This is a genomic window from Blastochloris viridis (assembly GCF_001402875.1).
Lineage (GTDB): Bacteria > Pseudomonadota > Alphaproteobacteria > Rhizobiales > Xanthobacteraceae > Blastochloris > Blastochloris viridis.
Window position 1 is genome coordinate 1,233,257 of the sequence record NZ_CP012946.1, and the last position, 18,591, is coordinate 1,251,847.

Annotated in this window: 14 protein-coding genes; 6 read left to right on the plus strand and 8 right to left on the minus strand. The window is 67.0% G+C overall.

What is annotated here, in order from left to right; translation table 11 throughout:
- Positions 1-276 precede the first annotated feature (276 nt).
- Entirely contained in the window at positions 277-1,164 is an 888-nt protein-coding gene (locus BVIR_RS05475) for a polyphosphate kinase 2 family protein (protein WP_055036782.1), read from the plus strand.
- Between the two features lie 78 nt (positions 1,165-1,242).
- Here BVIR_RS05475 and BVIR_RS05480 read toward each other — a convergent pair whose 3' ends face one another.
- Together BVIR_RS05480 and BVIR_RS05485 are read right to left on the minus strand one after the other, a co-directional pair.
- Entirely contained in the window at positions 1,243-2,454 is a 1,212-nt protein-coding gene (locus tag BVIR_RS05480; RefSeq protein ID WP_055036783.1) for a M23 family metallopeptidase, read from the minus strand.
- 94 nt (positions 2,455-2,548) lie between these two features.
- Complete coding sequence (locus BVIR_RS05485) at positions 2,549-3,043, minus strand: peroxiredoxin (protein WP_055036784.1); 495 nt, start codon at positions 3,041-3,043, stop codon at positions 2,549-2,551.
- A 318-nt stretch (positions 3,044-3,361) separates the two neighbouring features.
- On the opposite strand from BVIR_RS05485, the gene BVIR_RS05490 reads away from it, so the two are divergent.
- On the plus strand, positions 3,362-6,820 hold the full coding sequence (locus tag BVIR_RS05490) for a DUF3971 domain-containing protein (RefSeq protein WP_145911846.1): 3,459 nt from the start codon (positions 3,362-3,364) through the stop codon (positions 6,818-6,820).
- Positions 6,821-7,161: 341 nt separating this feature from the next.
- Here BVIR_RS05490 and tyrS read toward each other — a convergent pair whose 3' ends face one another.
- Complete coding sequence (tyrS, locus tag BVIR_RS05495) at positions 7,162-8,415, minus strand: tyrosine--tRNA ligase (protein WP_055036786.1); 1,254 nt, start codon at positions 8,413-8,415, stop codon at positions 7,162-7,164.
- Between the two features lie 76 nt (positions 8,416-8,491).
- On the opposite strand from tyrS, the gene BVIR_RS05500 reads away from it, so the two are divergent.
- Positions 8,492-9,646, plus strand: a complete 1,155-nt coding sequence (locus tag BVIR_RS05500) for an anhydro-N-acetylmuramic acid kinase (RefSeq protein ID WP_055038705.1) — start codon at positions 8,492-8,494, stop codon at positions 9,644-9,646.
- A gap of 338 nt (positions 9,647-9,984) precedes the next feature.
- On the opposite strand, the gene BVIR_RS05505 is transcribed toward BVIR_RS05500, so the two are convergent.
- The gene (locus BVIR_RS05505; RefSeq protein WP_055036787.1) at positions 9,985-11,928 is read right to left on the minus strand and encodes a sigma-54-dependent Fis family transcriptional regulator; all 1,944 of its coding nucleotides are present in this window, start codon (positions 11,926-11,928) and stop codon (positions 9,985-9,987) included.
- Positions 11,929-12,226: 298 nt separating this feature from the next.
- Here BVIR_RS05505 and adh point away from each other — a divergent pair, with 298 nt between their 5' ends.
- Together adh and yiaY are read left to right on the plus strand one after the other, a co-directional pair.
- Positions 12,227-13,747: an aldehyde dehydrogenase gene (gene adh / locus BVIR_RS05510; RefSeq protein ID WP_055036788.1), complete on the plus strand. Its 1,521-nt coding sequence runs from the start codon at positions 12,227-12,229 to the stop codon at positions 13,745-13,747.
- A 223-nt stretch (positions 13,748-13,970) separates the two neighbouring features.
- Positions 13,971-15,122, plus strand: a complete 1,152-nt coding sequence (gene yiaY / locus BVIR_RS05515) for an L-threonine dehydrogenase (RefSeq protein WP_055036789.1) — start codon at positions 13,971-13,973, stop codon at positions 15,120-15,122.
- A 279-nt stretch (positions 15,123-15,401) separates the two neighbouring features.
- Here the strand turns inward: yiaY and BVIR_RS05520 are convergent, their stop codons facing one another.
- The 4 genes from BVIR_RS05520 to BVIR_RS05530 form a co-directional block, all read right to left on the minus strand.
- Positions 15,402-15,605 (minus strand): CsbD family protein, encoded by a 204-nt coding sequence (locus tag BVIR_RS05520; RefSeq protein WP_055036790.1) that lies wholly within the window; start codon positions 15,603-15,605, stop codon positions 15,402-15,404.
- 144 nt (positions 15,606-15,749) lie between these two features.
- A complete protein-coding gene (locus BVIR_RS16290) occupies positions 15,750-15,914 on the minus strand; it encodes a DUF3309 family protein (protein ID WP_082416748.1) in 165 nt (54 codons plus the stop codon).
- 898 nt (positions 15,915-16,812) lie between these two features.
- A complete protein-coding gene (locus BVIR_RS05525) occupies positions 16,813-17,022 on the minus strand; it encodes a cold-shock protein (protein ID WP_055036791.1) in 210 nt (69 codons plus the stop codon).
- 423 nt (positions 17,023-17,445) lie between these two features.
- Positions 17,446-17,886, minus strand: a complete 441-nt coding sequence (locus BVIR_RS05530; RefSeq protein ID WP_055036792.1) for a hypothetical protein — start codon at positions 17,884-17,886, stop codon at positions 17,446-17,448.
- A 331-nt stretch (positions 17,887-18,217) separates the two neighbouring features.
- On the opposite strand from BVIR_RS05530, the gene BVIR_RS05535 reads away from it, so the two are divergent.
- Positions 18,218-18,421, plus strand: a complete 204-nt coding sequence (locus BVIR_RS05535; protein WP_055036793.1) for a hypothetical protein — start codon at positions 18,218-18,220, stop codon at positions 18,419-18,421.
- Positions 18,422-18,591: the final 170 nt, after the last annotated feature.

Here is an 18,591-nt window from a genome sequence, read left to right on the forward strand (position 1 = left end):
TTAAAACGTGAATGATTTGCAAATTGCCGGCGTGGCGTGGTGACGCACTCCGGGCCGGGCGTTAACGCCGGCCGCACCCGTAGGAGTTTTCCCGCGCCGGCCCTTGCGGGATCGCCGCGCCGGGCCAAAACTCCGCTGTGAGCAAGGGGTCTGCGGGAGCCTCAAGCGGACCCGCCGGCACAATCATCCAGCGTTTTACCGGCGGCTAAGCCGCCGTCCGCAGTGCTCCCCGCGAGCGCGCCTCTCCCTCAAGCGTGCCAAACCGACGAGCGTTCCATGACCATCAGCGTCGCCGATTTCGTCAAGCCGTATCGCATCGTGTCCGGAAAAGGCGCCAAGCTGTCGGAGATCGATCCCGGCGACACCCGCCGCCTCAAGCTGGACAAGGACGACGCCAAGGACCTGCTGCAGGGCGGGGTCGAGCGATTGTCCGACCTGCAGGAGAAGCTCTACGCCCAGGACCGCTGGGCGGTGCTGCTGATCTTCCAGGCGATGGACGCCGCCGGCAAGGATGGCGCCATCAAGCACGTCATGAGCGGCATCAACCCGCAGGGCTGCCACGTCACCGCGTTCAAGGTGCCGTCGTCGACCGAGCTCGACCATGATTTCATGTGGCGCTGCCAGCTCGCGCTGCCCGAGCGCGGCCGCATCGGCATCTTTAACCGCTCCTATTACGAAGAGGTGCTGGTGGCGCGGGTGCACCAGGAGGTGCTGAAGCGCCAGAAGCTGCCGCCGGAGCTGGTCACCGAGCGGATCTGGACCGAGCGGTTCGAGGACATTCGCGCCTTCGAGCGCTACCTCGCCCGCAACGGCACCATCGTGCTCAAATTCTTCCTCCACGTCTCCAAGGGCGAGCAGAAAAAGCGGTTCCTGGAGCGCATCGATGATCCCGCTAAGAACTGGAAGTTCTCAATGGCCGACGTTGCCGAGCGGGCGCATTGGGACCGCTACATGGAGGCGTACGACGACATGATCCGCCACACCGCCAGCGAGGAGGCGCCGTGGTTCGTGGTGCCGGCCGACACCAAGTGGTTCACCCGTCTGGTGGTGGCGGCGGCGATCATCGATCGGCTGGAGCGGTTGAAGCTGCACTTCCCGACCGTCGACGACGCCACCCGCGCGGCGTTGCAGGACGCGCGCAAGGCGCTGCTGGCGGAGGATTGAGCGACCGCACGGCGCCCGGCTCGGCGGGTCGCCTCGTTCGCCGCACGATGCCCGGCCCGATGCAGGACCTCGCTGTGCCTACTGCGGCTCGGCGAGTCCGAGGCGGACGCCGGCGCGCAGGAAGCGCTGCGGGTCGACCGGTTCGCCGGCGATGCGGGTTTCGTAGTGCAGATGCGGGCCGGTCGAGCGCCCGGTCGAGCCGAGCCGGCCGACGATCTGCCCTGGCACCACCGCGTCGCCCTCGCGGACGTCGATGGCCGACAGGTGCGCGAACACGGTGGACAGGCCGTTGTCGTGGCTGACCTCGACCATGTTGCCGAAGCCGCTCTGCCAACTGGCTTCCTTGACCCGGCCGCGGGCGGTGGCGCGGACCGGCGCGCCGGTCTCGGCGCGGAAATCGATGCCGCCGTGCAGGGCAGGGCGACGCAGGAACGGGTCGATCCGCGTGCCGAAGCCCGAGGTGACGTCGGCGTCGGGGTGGATCGGACGGCGCAGCGGCACGGCATCGACGGTCTGTTCGAGCCGGCGCATGTCATCGACCGCGGCGGCGACGCGCGCGGCCTGGGCCTCGAAGGTCGCCCCCACCGCGGCGGGAACGAACGGGCCGCCCATCGGCGCCTCGGTCGCGGCGCGGCTTGGGGCGAGGCCGATGTCATCCAGCACCGCGCGCATGCGGCGGGAGCGGGTTTCGGCCTCGCTCTCGATGCGGTTGAGCGCGGCGGCCTGGGCGAGTTCGGCGCGGTCGAGCGACTGGTGCAGGCTCGCCAGACGGTGCGCGGAGCCATGCTCGGCCGGCGCCGCCGGGTGGGCGGCGGCCGAGGTGACGCGGGATTCCAGCCGCGCCTCGCGCTCGCCGGCCGGCTTCAGCCGCACGGTGTCGGAAATCGGCTGCACCGGACGCGGTGCCTCGGCCCGGGTCTGCGGCGTCGGCGGCTTGGTCAGCGCCGAAATCAGCTGCTGGCGCTGCTCGATCGCCGCCTGCCGAACCGACAGGCCCTCGATCCGGCGCTCGAACTGTTCGTGCTCCACCAGGCGGCGCGTGCGGGCCTTCTCGACTTCGTCCTTCAACTCGGCGATGCGGTCTTCATAGGCCGAGGCCACGTCGTGATGGCGGCGCGCCAGCCCGCTCAGCACTTCGTCGCGGAAGAAGACGTAGCTGCTGAGGCCGACCGCCCACGCCAGCACCAGCGCGAACGCACCGACCGAGAGCGCGAGGGTGTGGCGGTGGACGATGACGCCGCGGGAGGGCGCGGCAGACAGGGCGGCATAGCCAAGGTGGGCGCGTGACATCGGCGACCCTACGCACGAGGAGTAAACGCGCCGATTAGACTTGGTTAAGGTTAACGAACCGAAAACTGCGGCCTGGGTTTGTGGTGGCGGGCGACTACAGCGCCGTTGCTGCTGCCAGCACCTGATCGGCGTGGCCGTCGACTTTCACCTTCCGCCACACTCTCGCGACCCGGCCATCGGGCCCGATCAGCACTGTGGCGCGCTCGATGCCCATCGACGTTTTGCCGTACAGCGATTTCTCGACCCACACGCCATAGGCCTCGACCATGGCGCGGGTCTCGTCCGAGCCGAGCGCGACGGCGAGGTCGTGCTTCGCCTTGAACTTGTCCTGGCGGCTGATCGGATCGGCCGACACCCCGATCACCGCGACGCCGGCCCGATCGAACGCCGGCTTCAGCGCGCTGAAGGCGAGTGCTTCCCTGGTACAGCCTTGGGTATCGGCCTTGGGGAAGAAATAGACCACCAGCGGCTTGCCGGCGAACGAGGCCAGCGAGACGCGGCCGCCGCCGGCGGCGGGAAGATCGAATGCCGGTGCGGGCTCGCCGACGACGAGGGCGGCCGGCGCGGTCGAGCTGTCGGTGGGGACCATGTGCCTTCCTTTCGGCGGGATTTTGGGGCCATCTCGGTCGAGGTGCACTCGGCCGGATCGAACCGAATCGAACGGCACCTGCGGCAAGGTGCTGGCGGCGGCATCTTCGGGGCGCACGGGCGCTCGGGGCGATGTTCAGGGTGCGGCAGAAATATTTCAGGATTCCAATATATTAGAGCAGACGCGCCGATGCAATCGGCCAAGCTGGCGCAAATGCCACCGACGTGGTGAGCTTCTCGACCGGGCATGCGGGCTCGGCGAGGGGCGACGGCCGGTAGCGTGAACAGGCAGCGACCGGAGACGCAGCTGAAGATCGGAATGACATTGGCAAGTGCCGCGCGACGGCTCCTGAGGTGGGTACGGGGAGCCTCGCGCTGGCCGCTCAACACAATCCGCCGGCGGCCACGCCTCGCGGCGACGACGCTGTCGCTCGTCGTGCTCGGGGTGATGGTGGTCTACGCCGTGCCCTTTCTGCTGCGCGGGCCGCTGCTCGGCGCGGCGGTGCCGTGGATCGAGAGTTCGCTGGCCGAGCGGCTCGGCCCCGGATATTCGGTGTCGATCGGGGCCGCCGAGGGCGTCGAGGACGCCGACGGGCTGACCGTGCTCAAACTGCGCGATCTCACGGTGAAGGAGCCCGACGGCCGCACCGTTGCCACCGTGCCGCTGACCGAGATCGCGCTCGAAAGCGGCGGCCTGTTCGGGCGGCCCAACCCGCGCCGCATCGACATGTCCGGTGCCGACATGGTGATCGCCATCAATGGCGGCACCGCGACGGTGTCGGCGCGGCCGGCCGGCCAGGGTACGCCGGACCCGGTTCCGGTGCCGAGCGTGCCGAAGGCGCCGACCACGGTCGATGACATCGCCAAGCCGACGATGCTGGCGCCGCTGATCGGCATGCTGGAGGGCATCGAGCGCGACGGTTTCGGCGGGCTCGGACTGTCGTCGATCGGGCTGCGGAACGGCACCTTGGTGATGTTCGACGCCACCAGCGGCCGGCAGTGGCGGTTCGAGAACATCGTGCTGTCGCTGAGCCGTCCGAGCGAGGGCGGCGTCGCTGTCACCATCGCCTCGGGTGGCCCCAAGGGGCCGTGGTCGTTCACCGCCACCGTCAGCCACGAGACCGGCGAGGTGCGCGCCATCGACATTGTCGGCCGCGACCTGTCGCCGAAGGACCTGCTGCTGGCATTTGGCCTCGCCGACGCCGACCTCCACGCCGATTCCGCCGTCGACGTGATGGCGCGCGCTCGTCTCGCCCGCGACGGATCCCTGATCGCCGGCGAGGCACGGCTCCACGCCGGCGCCGGCCAGATCGGACCGCGCGATCCCCCGGACGACCGGCTGGTGATCGACGAGGCCACCGCCGATCTGCGCTGGGACGTCCAGCGCCGGCTGATCACAATCGAGCCGGTGATGGTGCAGACCGGCACCAACCGCTTGCTGCTGTCGGCGGCGGTGGTGCCGCCGGCGACCGATGATGGCGCCTGGGTGTGGCGGGTGTTGCGCGGGCGCTTGGAGCTTGGCGCCGACCGGCCGCGCGAGCCGCCGCTGGTGCTCGATCGCATCCTCGCCCACGGCCGGGTCGAGCCCGCCGCCGGCATCGTCGCTGTCGACAAGGTCGAGATCGCCGGCGTGACGGTGGCCGCGGCCGCCACCGCGACGCTGATCACCAGCGGCCCCAACCCGTCGCTTCAGCTCGGCATGACCGCCAGCCGGATGCCGGCGCACGTGGTCAAGCGGCTGTGGCCGCCGGTGGTGGCGCCCGGCGCCCGCGCCTGGATCCTCAAGAACGTGCAGGCCGGGATGCTGGAGCGCGGCGACATCGCGCTCAATTCGCCGCTCGACGCCCTGCTGAAGAAGGAGCTGCCGCTGCCGGACGGCGGCATGCGCGCCGAGTTCGTGCTGTCGGGCGGCGTGGTGCAGGCGGTCGAGGGCCTGCCGCCGCTGCGCGATTTCAGCGGCACCGCGGTTCTCACCGGCCGCACCGCCAAGATCACGGTGCCGCACGCGGCGATCGAGTCGTCCGGCCGCCGGCTCGATCTGGCGGATGGGCTGATCGAGATCCCCGATACCTTTCCCAAGGGCGCGCCGACCACCATCCGCTTCCACACCGAGGGGCCGGCCGACGCCCTGGCCGAGCTGCTGCAGAGCGAGCTGCTGCGGGCGCAGGGCGCCCCGCCGCTCGACCCGCAGACCACGCGCGGCCAGGTGAGCGGCCAGGTCCAGGTTTCGCTGCCGTTGATGCGCGAGGTGCCGCGCAGCGCCGTGACCTACAACCTCGACCTCCAGCTCACCGGCTTTGCCGCCGACAAGCAGGTGCGCGGCCAGCGGCTGGAGGCGGCGACGGTCAAGGTCACCGCCTCGTCCAAGGACGGCATCGCCTTCCGTGGCGACGGCAAGGTTGCCGGCGCGCCGTTCACCTTCGACGTCCGCCGGCCGCACCCGGACGGCGACGCCGAGGTGAAGTTCCAGGGGACGCTGGACGACGCCGCCCGCACCAAGCTCGGCATCGACGGTCCGAGCGGGGTGCTCACCGGCTCGATGACGTTCAAGGCACAGGGCCGGATCGGCGACCGCGACACCCGGCTGGCGGTGGAGGCCGACCTCAAGGAGGTGGCGATTGCCGATCTGGTGCCGGGCTGGGTCAAGCCCAAGGGCAAGGCGGCCAAGGCGAGCTTCACCGTCAACGACAAGGCCGGCGGCGGGGTGAGGTTCGAAGACCTGGTGCTGGAGGGCAGCGGCGCCTTGATCAAGGGCACGGTCGAGCTCGACGACAGCGGCGATCCGGTGACGCTCAACCTGCCGACCTTCCAGTTGTCGGACGGCGACCGTGCCGCGCTGAAATTCGAACGCGGCGGCGACGGCGTGATGCGCATCGTGCTGCGCGGCGAGGTGATCGACGGCCGCGGCCTGATCAAGTCGCTGATGGCCGGCCCGTCGGTGTCGGCGGCGGTGACGCGCCATCGCACCCGGCCGCGCGACCTCGATGTCGAGGCCAAGCTCGGCGTGGTGGTCGGCCTCAATGGCGAAACCGCGCGGCAGCTCGATCTCCGCATGACCCGGCGCAACGGCGAATTGCGGGCGTTCGCGCTCACCGGCCGCATCGGTGGCGGCGACGCCACGCTGAAAGCCGACCTCAAGGCCTATCAGGGCGCGCGCATGGCGGTCATCGCCTATGCCACCGACGCCGGCTCGCTGCTGCGCTTCGTCGACCTCTACACCAAGGTGTCCGGCGGCGAGTTCTGGATGGTCATCGATCCGCCTTCGGCCGACGGGCTCGGCCAGCAGGAGGGCGTGCTCAACGTCGCCAACTTCGCGGTACGCGATTCCGGCCTCGACAAGCTGATCGCCGCGGCGCCGGCCGAACGCGGGTCGGGCCGCTTCGCGGGCGGCGCGCCGGTGCACTTCACCAAGATGAAGGTGGAGTTCGTCCGCTCGCCCTCGCGCATCACGCTGCGCGACGGCGTGATCTGGGGGCCGCAGATCGGCGCCACGGTGGAGGGCCAAATCGACTACGCCAAGAACGAGGTCGGGCTGCGCGGCACCTTCGTGCCGGCTTACGGGCTCAACAATTTGTTTGCCCGCATCCCCATCGTCGGCCTGTTCATGGGCGGGCCGAACGAGGGTCTGCTCGGCGTGACCTACGAGGTGGTCGGCCGGCCGTCGGCGCCGACCTTGCGCGTCAACCCGATGTCGGCGGTGGCGCCGGGCTTCCTGCGCAAGCTGTTCGAGTTCCGCGGCGCGCCCGACGCGCCGCCGCCGGACCTGGTGACAAGGTAGGGCCGACCACCTCGGAACCACGACCGAGACGATTCCCACCCGGCCGCTGCGCGGCCTCCCTCGCAGACGTCGGAGAGGGAGAAAAGACACGATGTTTCAGATGCTTGTCCCTCATCCGCTTTAGCGGGGAAGGGTGCGCGAGCGAGGGCAGGTGGGGCGTTCGATGGGCGAAGGTCCTCCCGCCCGCAAACTCCCGGGCCGATCAACCGGAAATGGATGAATCAACACTCCCGCCGGCCTCACCCTGAGGAGGCTGCGAAGCAGCCGTCTCGAAGGGTGGGCGGCCAACCTCATCCTTCGAGACGCGGTCTTTGACCGCTCCTCAGGATGAGGTCCAGGCGTTACACCGGCTTCAGCAGGATGTGGCGCTTCCGGCCGAGCGAGAGCTTGATGACGCCGCCGCCGGCAAGGTCGGACTCGCCGAGCACCGCGCGCTCGTCCTCGACCGTGACGTCGTTGACCTTGAGCCCGCCGCCCTTGACCTGACGCCGCGCCTCGCCGTTGGAGGCAACCAGTCCGGCCTCGACGAACGCCGCCAGCACGCCGAAGCCCTCGGCGAGCCGCGCCGCCGCAATCTCGACCGTCGGCAGCGTCTCGGCCAGCGCGCCATCCTCGAAGGTGCGGCGCGCGGTCTCGGCGGCGGCATCGGCGGCGTCGCGGCCGTGCAGCAGCGCGGTCGCCTCGGTGGCGAGGATCTTCTTGGCCTCGTTGATCTCGGCGTCCTGGAGCGCCGCCAGCCGGCCGACCTCATCCAGCGGCAGGGTGGTGAACAGCTTGAGGAAGCGCGGCACGTCGGCGTCCTCGGTGTTGCGCCAGAACTGCCAGTACTCATACGGCGCGCGCATGTCGGCATTGAGCCAGACCGCGCCTTCGGCGGTCTTGCCCATCTTGGCGCCGGAGGCGGTGGTGATCAGCGGGCAGGTCAGCGCGTAGAGCTGCGAGGTGCCCATGCGGCGGCCAAGGTCGATGCCGGAGACGATGTTGCCCCACTGGTCGGAGCCGCCCATCTGCAGGATGCAGCCGGTGCGCTTGTAGAGTTCGACGAAGTCGTAGGCCTGCAGGATCGAATAGTTGAATTCCAGGAACGACAGTTCCTGCTCGCGCTCCAGCCGCATCTTCACCGAATCGAAGCTGAGCATGCGGTTGATCGAGAAATGGCGGCCGACATCGCGCAGGAACTCGATGTAGTTGATCGAGGCCAGCCACTCGGCATTGTCGATCATCAAGGCGTCGTTCTTGCCGTCGCCGAAGGTGATGAAGCGCGAGAAAACGGTTCTCAGGCTCTCTTTGTTGGCCGTAATCTGCTCATAGGACAGAATGCGGCGGGCCTCGTCCTTGCCGGAGGGGTCGCCGACGCGGGTGGTGCCGCCGCCCATGAGCGCGATCGGCTTCTGGCCGGTCTGCTGCAGCCAGTGCAGCATCATGATCGAGAGCAGGTGCCCGACGTGCAGCGAGGGTCCGGTGCAGTCATAGCCGACATAGGCCACCACCCGACCGTCGCGGGCGGCCTGATCGAGGCCATACGCGTCGGAGATCTGGTTGATGAAGCCGCGGGTCGACAGAACGTGCAGGAAATCGCTGGTGTATGTGGTCATCGTGGCTTGGAGTGGTCCATACGATCGGCTGGGTGTAACAGGCTCGAACGGGGTTTAACGGGAAATGCCGGACGACATGGTCCGCGGGGCGCTCGGATTGATGAGCGGGACGTCGCTCGACGGCGTCGATGTCGCTTATCTGATGACCGATGGCAAGCGGGTGCGGGCGTTCGGACCGACCGGCTACCGCCCATTCGCCGCCGCCGAGCGGAAAATCCTGCGGGCGGCACTTGACGACGCGAACGATCTGGTCGACCGCACCGCCCGGCCGGGTGCCCTCGCCGAGGCCGAGGCCATCGTCACCCGCGCCAGTGCGGAGGCGGTGGAGGCGTGGCAGATCGCCAATCGCGCCTGGCTGGCGGTGGAGGGCGGCCGCAGCGGCGCACCGGCGCCGCCACCGGTCGACGTGGTCGGCTTCCATGGCCAGACCGTGCTGCACCGGCCCGAGGCCCGGCTGACGGTGCAGCTCGGCGACGGCCGGGCGCTGGCCGAACGGCTCGGTCTGCCGGTGGTCTACGACTTCCGCGCTGCCGACGTCGCTGCCGGCGGGCAGGGCGCGCCGCTGGTGCCGGTGTTCCACCGCGCTTTGGCCCGCGACGTCGACCGGCCGCAGCCGCTCGCCATCCTCAATCTCGGCGGTGTCGCCAATGTCACGGCGATCGACGGCGACGCCGACCCGGTCGCCTGCGACGTCGGCCCCGGCAACGCCTTGATCGACGATTTCGTCACGGATCGCACCGGCGCGGCGATGGATGCGGGCGGCAAGCTGGCGGCGGCGGGACGGGTGGACGAGGACGCGGTGCGCCGGCTGCTCGGCATGCACTTCTTCACGCTGCCGCCTCCTAAGTCATTGGACCGCAATGCCTTCAAGGTCGCGGCCAAGGTCCATGGCGGCTTGGCGCGGGCGAGCCTTGAGGATGGCGCGGCCACGCTCACCGCCTTCACTGCCGCCGCGGTGGCGCGCGTCGTGCCCCACCTCAAGCGGCCGCCGAAAAGCTGGATCGTTGCCGGCGGCGGTGCCCACAACCCGACGCTGCTGCGGATGCTGGCCGAACGGCTGGCGCCGGCGCGGGTGGAAACCGCCGAGCGGGCCGGCTGGTCGAGCGATCACATGGAGGCGCAGGCGTTCGCGTTCCTGGCGGTGCGGGCGCTCGATCGCCTGCCGCTGTCCTACCCCTCGACCACCGGCGTGCCGGTGCCGATGACCGGCGGGGTGGTGGCACGGCCGTGAGGCACCCTCCGTCGCCGCCGGGGCAGATTACGACCGAGACTGGCACAGGCCCGCCGTCGAGATTGAGCACGTCAACACCGAAACGGTCGCCGCTGCCGCTTGGCTAGAGCGCCCGCCGATCTGATTGAGCCGGGTTGTCGCTCTAAGTCTTTGAATTATCGTATTCTCTTTCGCAAAACCGGTATCCACTTTTGCGGAGAATGCTCTAGCTGAAACCACAAGCCCGACACCGCCACGGATATGCCTGCCCGCGGTCGTCGGCGTGTTTGGTTGCCGTTCGGGCTCTTGAGACAGCGAGCGCCGAACAGGTGTGCCGGAGGTAGAGATTTAACTTTCCCTCAAGGCACACACCGGCTGACCGTCCCGCTCTGGTGCCGGTTGCCGCCCATGCGGCGATAGAGCGTGGTGCGGCTGATGCCGAGGCGGCGGGCAGCTTCGGAGAGGTTGCCGCCGCTGGTGCGCACGGTGCGCTCGATCAGCGAATCCGAGGCCGCCCGCAGCGACAGGACGCCCTCAGCGTCATTCGGCCGCGCCCGCTCCGGTCGCTGCAACTCGTCGACCAGTTCCTCCGGCAGATGGTGCCAGCCGATGACGGTTTCGCCCGGGTCCCGCAGGGCCGAGGCGAAGCGCAGCACATTGGCCAACTCGCGCAAATTGCCGGGCCATGGATAGTCGCCCAGCGCAGCCAGTACTGCCGGCTCCAGCATCAGTCCGGCTCCGGGCTCGAAGCGTTCGAGCAGGCTGGTCACCAGGACCGGGAAGTCGCTGCGCGCTCTGAGCGGCGGCAAAGTCAGCGTGATGCCGTTGAGGCGGTAGTAGAGGTCGGCCCGGAAACGGCCGCGCTCGACCTCGAGCTTGAGTGGCCGGTGGCTGGCGGCGATCAAGGCGAAATCGACCGTGGCCGGCTTGCCCCCGCCCAGCGGCACCACTTGGCGTTCCTGCAGCACCCGCAACAGCCGGCTTTGCAGTGGCAGCGGCATGTCGCCAATTTCGTCTAGAAAGAGCGTGCTGCCGTGGGCCTCGCGGATGCGCCCCGCAGAGCCCTCGCGCCGGGCTCCGGTGAAAGCGCCGGGGGCATAGCCGAACAGCTCGGCCTCGATCAGATGCTCCGGCAGGGCCGCACAGTTGATCGCCACCATGGCCCGCTGCCGCCGCGGGCCGGAGGCGTGGATGGCGGCGGCCACCATCTCCTTGCCCACCCCGGATTCGCCATGGAGCAAAATCGGGATCGGCTTGCCCACCATCTTGCGTGCCCGCTCCAGGCACTGGCGCATGCGCTCGTCGCCGGTGTCCAGTTCGGCCAGAGCGTCGCGCACCTCGGCTGCCCGGCGGGGCGGGGCCACAGGGGCGGGCGAGCGCCCCGGTTCGGCCTTGAGGAACAGGCGCCGGCCGCAGCGCGTCTTTACGTCAAGCACAGCGCCGGGACGCTCGCGCGTCCGCTGCAGCAGCCCGCCCGAGGCCAGCGCCAGCACGCCGTCGATGCCGGCACGGCCGATCTCGGCGTCCGCCAACGCCAGCAGGCTGAGCGCAGTGCGATTGGCGCCGACGATACGGCCGTCCTCATCCAGCGCCACCAGCCCTTCGGCCAGGGTGCCGATGCCCTCGGCCTGGGGATGGAGCCGCAGCCGCGCCGCGCGCTGGTGCCTGAGCTCGAACATGCGGCTTTCGATCATGTAGCTGGCGGTCTGCACCAGCCCCAGGGTATGGGGATGGCGAGCGCCATGGTGGCCGGAAATGTCGATCACGCCCAAGAGCTTGCCGTCGCTGCCCATCACCGGGGCCGCGGTGCAGGTGAGGAAGCGGTTGCAGTCGAGGAAGTGCTCGCTGCCGTGCACCGCCACCGGCACCCGTTCGGCCAATGCCGTGCCGATGGCGTTGGTGCCGCGGTCCTGCTCATGCCACGAGGCGCCCGGCTGGAGCGCCACCCGCTCGGCCCGCTTGAGGAATTCCGGATCGCCCAGCGCCTCGATCAGCAGGCCCTGGTCGTCTGCCAGGATCACCATGCTGCCCGAGCCGCTGACCTGGCTGAAGAGGTATTCGATCACCGGCCTGGCCTGGCGCAGCAGTTCGCGCCGTTGCTCCAGCGTCTGCTCGAGCCGCGGCGGCGACACTGGCTCGGGCGTGGCCGGCCCGGCCAGCGGTTCCAGGCCGGCCTTGAGACAGCGCTCCCAGGAGCGGCTGACGGTGGCGTTGACCAGCCCCGGCGGCGGCATCTGGCCCCGGTCCAGCATGCGCCGCGCATGGCGCACCGGGGACTGCCCCGGATTGCTTGCGTAAGTCATCTCGGTGTCCTCCCGTTGGGTGGGGCGTCCTGCCCAGGGGCGGTCGCCTCGCGTTATTAACGGGTAGTGTCACTGTCGAGCCGCCCGGGTGCAAGTGAAACCGTGTGGTGCCCCTGCGTTGTTCTGTTTCGCAACAGGCGTGGCAAATCGGTGCAGCCATTTCAACTGGCGGGGCGGCAGCATATTCCTTTTCGTTCAAAGGATTGGGCGCTTGGCACGTGACGTGCAGCGGAGCGTGTGGCCGCCGGCAACAAGGCGGCACAGACCAATCCAACCAAGGAACGGGGAGGAAGACACCATGAAGTATGCCGCTCCCGGCACCGCCGGAGCCCCGATCGTGTTCAAGTCGCGTTATGACAATTTCATCGGCGGCCAGTGGCGGGCCCCGGTGAACGGCCGCTATTTCGACAACGTGACCCCGATCACCGGCCAAGCCTTCACCCAGGCCGCCCGCTCGGACGAGGCCGATATCGCCCTGGCGCTCGATGCCGCCCACGCCGCGGCCGATGCCTGGGGCCGCACCAGTGTCGCCGACCGCGCCTTGGTGCTGAACCGCATCGCCGACCGCATGGAACAGAACCTTGAGCGGCTGGCCTACGCCGAGAGCGTCGATAACGGCAAGCCGATCCGCGAGACGCTGGCCGCCGACATCCCGCTCGCGATCGACCATTTCCGCTACTTCGCCGCGTGCGTCCGCTCCCAGGAAGGGACCCTGGCCCAACTCGACGAACACACCGTGGCCTATCACTTCCACGAACCGCTGGGCGTGGTCGGCCAGATCATCCCGTGGAACTTCCCGATCCTGATGGCGGTGTGGAAGCTGGCTCCGGCTTTGGCCGCCGGCAATTGCGTGGTGCTGAAGCCAGCCGAGCAGACCCCGGTCGGCATCATGGTGCTAGTGGAACTGATCGCCGATCTGCTGCCGCCGGGCGTGCTCAACGTGGTCAACGGCTTCGGCCTGGAAGCGGGCAAGCCGCTGGCCTCTTCGAACCGCATCGGCAAGATCGCGTTCACCGGCGAGACCAGCACCGGCCGGCTGATCATGCAGTATGCCAGCGCCAACCTGATCCCGGTGACTCTGGAGCTGGGCGGCAAATCGCCCAACATCTTCTTCGACGATGTCGCGGCAGCCGACGACGCCTACTTCGACAAGGCGATCGAGGGCTTCGTCATGTTCGCCCTCAACCAGGGCGAGGTCTGCACCTGCCCCTCGCGCGCCCTGATCCAGGAGTCGCTCTATGACCGCTTCATCGAGCGCGCGCTTGAGCGGGTGGCGGCGATCCGCCAGGGCAACCCGCTCGACACCGAGACCATGATCGGTGCCCAGGCCTCAACCGAGCAGATGGAGAAAATTCTCTCCTACATCACCATCGGCCGGGACGAGGGCGCCCAGGTGCTGACGGGTGGCGGCCGGGCCGATCTCGGCAGCGATCTCGCCGAAGGCTACTACATCCAGCCGACTGTGCTGACGGGGCATAACCGGATGCGGGTGTTCCAGGAGGAGATCTTCGGGCCCGTCGTCGCGGTGACCACCTTCAAGGACGAGGACGAGGCACTGCATCTGGCCAACGATACCCACTATGGGCTGGGTGCCGGCGTTTGGACCCGCGACGGCAACCGCGCCTACCGCTTCGGCCGCGGCATCAAGGCGGGCCGGGTGTGGACCAACTGCTACCACCTCTACCCGGCGCACGCCGCCTTCGGTGGCTACAAGCAGTCGGGCATCGGCCGCGAAACCCATCACATGATGCTCGACCACTACCAGCAGACCAAGAACCTGCTGGTGAGCTACAGCCCCGACGCCCTGGGCTTCTTCTAGAGCGTCCGCCGATCTGATTGAAACAAGCGGACGCTCTAAGTCTTTGAGTTCGCATTCTCTTCCGCAAAACCGGTTCCCACTTTTGCGGAGAATGCTCTAAGCCCCGAAGCGCCCGCTTCTCCGCTCATTCCCTCGAAACTCCTCCCCGGTGCGCGCGCTTGGACATGCCGCCACGGGGAACGGCCGGGGTCTGCCCGGCCGGCCAGCCAACAGAGAGATTCCCATGGCCGAGACCACGTTTTTCATTCCCTCGCTCAACCTGATGGGTGCGGGCTGCCTCACCAGCGCCATCGCCAGCGTGCGCCGCTACGGCTTCAGCCGGGCGCTGATTGTCACCGACTCGATGCTGTTCAAGCTTGGCATGGCCGACAAGGTGGCCTCGCTGCTACAGCAGCAGGGCATCGGCGCCTCGATCTTTCCCGGGGCCCAGCCCAACCCGACCGTCGGCAACGTCGAGACCGGCCTGGCCCAGCTCCAGGCCGAGGCCGGCGACTGCGTGATCTCGCTCGGCGGCGGCTCGTCGCACGACTGCGCCAAGGGCATCGCGCTCACCGCCACCAACGGCGGCAGCATCCGCGACTATGAGGGCGTCGACCGCTCGGCCAAGCCGCAACTGCCCCTGATCGCCATCAACACCACCGCCGGCACCGCCAGCGAGATGACGCGCTTTTGCATCATCACCGACGAGTCGCGGCTGGTGAAGATGGCGATCGTCGATCGCAACGTCACGCCCATTCTCTCGGTCAACGACCCCGAGTTGATGTTGGGCAAGCCGCCGGCGCTGACCGCGGCCACCGGCATGGACGCGCTGACCCATGCGATCGAGGCCTACGTCTCGATCGCGGCCACCCCGATCACGGATGCCTGCGCGCTGAAGGCGGTCTCGATCATCGCCAACAATCTGCGCACCGCCGTGGCCGAGGGCAGCAATCTGGTGGCGCGCGAAGCCATGGCCTACGCCGGCTTCATGGCCGGCATGGCCTTCAACAACGCCTCGCTCGGCTACGTCCATGCCATGGCGCATCAGTTGGGCGGCTTCTATGACCTGCCGCACGGGGTGTGCAACGCCGTGCTGCTACCCCACGTCGAAGCCTTCAACGCCGAGGTCTCGGCCGCCCGCCTGCGCGATGTCGCCCATGCCCTGGGCGTCGACACCAACGGCATGAGCGACCAGCAGGGGGCGGACGCCTGCATCCAGGCGATCCAGCGTCTCTCGGTCGACATCGGCATTCCCTCAGGCCTCGCCCAGCTCGGGGTCAAGGAGGCTGACATCCCGACCCTGGCGACCAACGCGCTGAAAGATGCCTGCGGCCTGACCAACCCGCGCCGCGCCAGCCAAGCCGAGATCGAGGCCATCTTCCGCGCCGCCGCGTAAGGCAAGCCGCGTGGGGCGCGATGTAACTCAGATCCCGACGAGGACCCCACTGGGATCTCAACAGTATTTTGAAATAAAAGAATAATCGTAACTGGCCGGGGTCACGATCTTCCGTGATCGTGACCCCGGCAGAGTGGAAATTATACCAACGGCCGGCTGCGCTGCCGTTGGTATATCATCCGTTCCATTCCCACCGGCGATGCGCCATGGTCACCTTAAGGTGACCATGGGCCGATGGCGAGGCTCCGCACCAGCGGCGCGGATTGAGCAGGCTCGTTCTTACTTGTTGAGCGCCTTGGCCCACTCATCGAGTTGGTGGGCGGTCGCCTCCTTGGCATGGCCATAGTGTTTCTGAACCAGGCCGATCAGTTCTTCGCGCTTGCCTTTAGCGGCTTCAAGATCGTCGTCGGTCAATTTGCCCCACTGTGTCCTGACCTTGCCTTTAAACTCGGTCCAATTTCCTTCGATCTCATCCCAATTCATGGAACTCTCCTAATTATTAAGCTCTGTTGCTGACGCCGGCCCGAGTAAATGGGTCCTGCGCCGGCCTTCGACAACGCTCCACCGTGGCGCAACCGCCGCGTGACGACCTTGCAGGTTTCAGCGTTCAACAATCCGCGCCGCCGGTTAGATTCTGCCAAGCAGCAACAAGACGATAACGATGATCAGGATGACGCCGGGAATTCCGACGCCGGCATGGCCGTATCCGAACCCGTAGCCGCCCAAGCGGCCACTGAAGCCACCCAGCAGGAAGATGATGAGAATGATGACGAGAATGGTTCCGAGCGACATCGTTTATCTCCCTTTTCAGTGCCCAACCGACCGGCTCAGTCTCAATCGCAGGCGCGCTGAGACGCTGGGCCAGCCTTCGCCGGATGACGCAAATGTTGCGTCATCCCTAAACCGCGAAACTACTTCGTTTCGACGGAAATACCCCTTTCACCGACGTTGAGCTCGATGCCAGACTTCTGCTGCTCCTGGTAGTATTGATAACCAAGAACTGCAGTGGCAGCACCGAGAACAACGACAATCGCGTAGAGGACGCTTCGATTCATGATTTGGAATTCCTTTGCTGGCGGTTTGTCTATTTTTCAATGCGCTTATGATTGTCACAGTGCGCGCATCGAGACTAGGTATCTAGCCGTTCCGCCTCAGGGTGACAGGGTCTGGGGCAGCGTGGCGGGATGGGACGAGTCCCATTGGACGATACGCGAATCGTCATGGACTCGTTCCTTTCCGGATGGAGCGGAAAATGCGTCAAGCGAGATTGCGCAAGCGCAGGATCCACGACGTGCGGCGAGCAGGCTCGGCGCCCGAGTCGTTCCGGCGATCTCTGTCGCCGCGGACGAGCGGATGAATTGAATTTACCTGGGGCGCATGCGTTGCTGCCCCATCACGGCCCCGTCGCGAATTAGGGGATGCGGGCCCGCATCCGGTTGGCGGCGGCCTTCGCGGCCAGCCGCAACGGCTCCCGCGCGGCGGCGCCTTCGCGGCAACGCCCGCCACGATGCCACGGCGAGGGCGCTTTGGAGTAATGGGTGCGTGACAGGTGCTGGGGCGCGATCAATGCGGCTTGCGCTCCTAGGGTCCTGGCACGAAAAAGCCCCGATTCTGGCGAACCAGTCGCGGGGCTTAAATCGTACTTTTCCAGTGCATCCGCGGTCAAAGCGACACCGCGTCAAGACTACCCTTAGATAGCCTGCAACTGTTCGGCCGAAGACTTTCCGGTCCGACGGTCCGCAACGACCTCGTAAGAAACTTTCTGTCCCTCGTTGAGGCTATACATACCTGCCCGCTCCACGGCACTGATGTGCACAAAGACATCCTTGCTGCCGTCGTCCGGCTGGATGAAACCAAAGCCCTTTTGGCCGTTGAACCACTTCACGGTACCCTGAGACATGTGTCTAGTCTTTCAACAAAGTAAATTTTGGCCGCGCCCTGGCGCTGCCGGTGCGTCGCGAGATTTTTGGTTAAGTCGTCAGTCAAGCGCGCTGTTCGCGGCGAGGCCAAGTCGTTAGGCCGAAACTCGGTATCTTTATATAGAAGATTCCTTCGGATTAAGCAAGGACAATCTCCTGGTGCCGCGATGCCGACGATGGCTTGGTCCCCTGCTTGCTATCCGCATTTTACCCACATCTGCCGCCCATCGGGCGTTGCCGCTTTCCGTAGTTACACCAACGGCCCCGGATGCTGACGCATGGGGCCGTTGAAATTCGCGGATTTTCGTTCATGAAATCATTGATTTCATGAAGATCTGCGATCGGAACCAACGGCGGCGGCCGCCGCCGTTGGTGTCACGCCGCATTGTGCAACGGGTCGAAGCTCAGCGCAGTGAAATGACCAGCCCGCTCAGGTCGGCATTGGCCATCAACCCGACCTCCCGGCCGCTCATCTGCAAAACGGCACCCTTTTCGTTGGTCAGCACGATCGCACGAGCTCCCGCTCCGAGCGCGGCACCGGCCCCGGCGGCCCCATAGACCCCGGCGACATCCGACGGACGCCGAATTTGGCTGACCCGGCCGACAAAATCGGTCTGTGACGCGCCGAACACAAGACCCGCGCTCAGGCCACCAATCGACAGCGGGTAGACCCGTCCACGAAACGTCAAGGTGCCGCTGCCGCCGGAGCCGCCGATGAACCAGCCGGCCTTCACGACGGAAATACGGATGGTGCCGCTTTCGGCATAAGCCGCGGACGTTATGCTCGCAGCCACGACCGCAATCAGAGCAATGAAAACTGCACGAAACTGACCAGAAATACGCATTCTTGAATTCTCCGCAACCCTAGGGGCTTGTGGCTAGGCAGCCGTTAGTATTTTCGACACGAAGCTGGAAGCCAGAGCTAAAGTAGCTAACACAAAATCATGACTCGCCAAACACGTATCGCAAGATGTTTTATTTTATTCCGGCGCGCGCTCCCCAAGGCGACCAGTTCAGAGGGTCAACTTCCATGAAAACTTGGCGTTGCGGGCGCTGGAGGGCGAGAACCGGCGGGTCAAGAAGCTGCAGGCGGAGTCGATGCTGACGTTCTGGCGTTGAAGGGTCCGCTGGGAAAAACTGAGCCGGTTTGCGGATCGCTAAAGGGGGGGGGAACTGATGGCCGACCACGGCTCCTCCGAGCGTCGCGCCTGCAGGCGGATCGGGGTCAATCGGTCGGCATGGCAATATGAGCCGCTGCGCGGACAGGACGATGGCGTGCGTGCGCGGATGGCGATTCCGCAGGAGCCCAGCCAGCGCTTGCCGCTCGACGTCGAGGTCGGACTCGCTGGCCGCGGCGCGGCCAGCGGTTCCGGCTTCTGAGCGTCACCGACGGCTGCAGCCGGGAGTGCCTAGAGCATTCTCCGCAAAAGTGGATACCGGTTTTGCGAAAGAGAAAGCGATAATTCAAAGACTTAGAGCGACAACCCGGCTCAATCAGATCGGCGGGCGGCGCTCTAGCGTGGATTGTCGATACCTTGCTGTCAGGCGGC

Bases quoted from the DNA above. Each gene is read 5' to 3' on its own strand.
- BVIR_RS05505 (WP_055036787.1), bottom strand. From the start codon at position 11,928: ATGACTTACGCAAGCAATCCGGGGCAGTCCCCGGTGCGCCATGCGCGG.
- BVIR_RS05475 (WP_055036782.1), top strand. From the start codon at position 277: ATGACCATCAGCGTCGCCGATTTCGTCAAGCCGTATCGCATCGTGTCC.
- BVIR_RS05530 (WP_055036792.1), bottom strand. From the start codon at position 17,886: ATGCGTATTTCTGGTCAGTTTCGTGCAGTTTTCATTGCTCTGATTGCG.
- BVIR_RS16290 (WP_082416748.1), bottom strand. From the start codon at position 15,914: ATGTCGCTCGGAACCATTCTCGTCATCATTCTCATCATCTTCCTGCTG.
- BVIR_RS05520 (WP_055036790.1), bottom strand. From the start codon at position 15,605: ATGAATTGGGATGAGATCGAAGGAAATTGGACCGAGTTTAAAGGCAAG.
- BVIR_RS05525 (WP_055036791.1), bottom strand. From the start codon at position 17,022: ATGTCTCAGGGTACCGTGAAGTGGTTCAACGGCCAAAAGGGCTTTGGT.
- BVIR_RS05480 (WP_055036783.1), bottom strand. From the start codon at position 2,454: ATGTCACGCGCCCACCTTGGCTATGCCGCCCTGTCTGCCGCGCCCTCC.
- BVIR_RS05485 (WP_055036784.1), bottom strand. From the start codon at position 3,043: ATGGTCCCCACCGACAGCTCGACCGCGCCGGCCGCCCTCGTCGTCGGC.
- BVIR_RS05490 (WP_145911846.1), top strand. From the start codon at position 3,362: ATGACATTGGCAAGTGCCGCGCGACGGCTCCTGAGGTGGGTACGGGGA.
- BVIR_RS05535 (WP_055036793.1), top strand. From the start codon at position 18,218: ATGGCCGACCACGGCTCCTCCGAGCGTCGCGCCTGCAGGCGGATCGGG.
- adh (WP_055036788.1), top strand. From the start codon at position 12,227: ATGAAGTATGCCGCTCCCGGCACCGCCGGAGCCCCGATCGTGTTCAAG.
- yiaY (WP_055036789.1), top strand. From the start codon at position 13,971: ATGGCCGAGACCACGTTTTTCATTCCCTCGCTCAACCTGATGGGTGCG.
- BVIR_RS05500 (WP_055038705.1), top strand. From the start codon at position 8,492: ATGGTCCGCGGGGCGCTCGGATTGATGAGCGGGACGTCGCTCGACGGC.
- tyrS (WP_055036786.1), bottom strand. From the start codon at position 8,415: ATGACCACATACACCAGCGATTTCCTGCACGTTCTGTCGACCCGCGGC.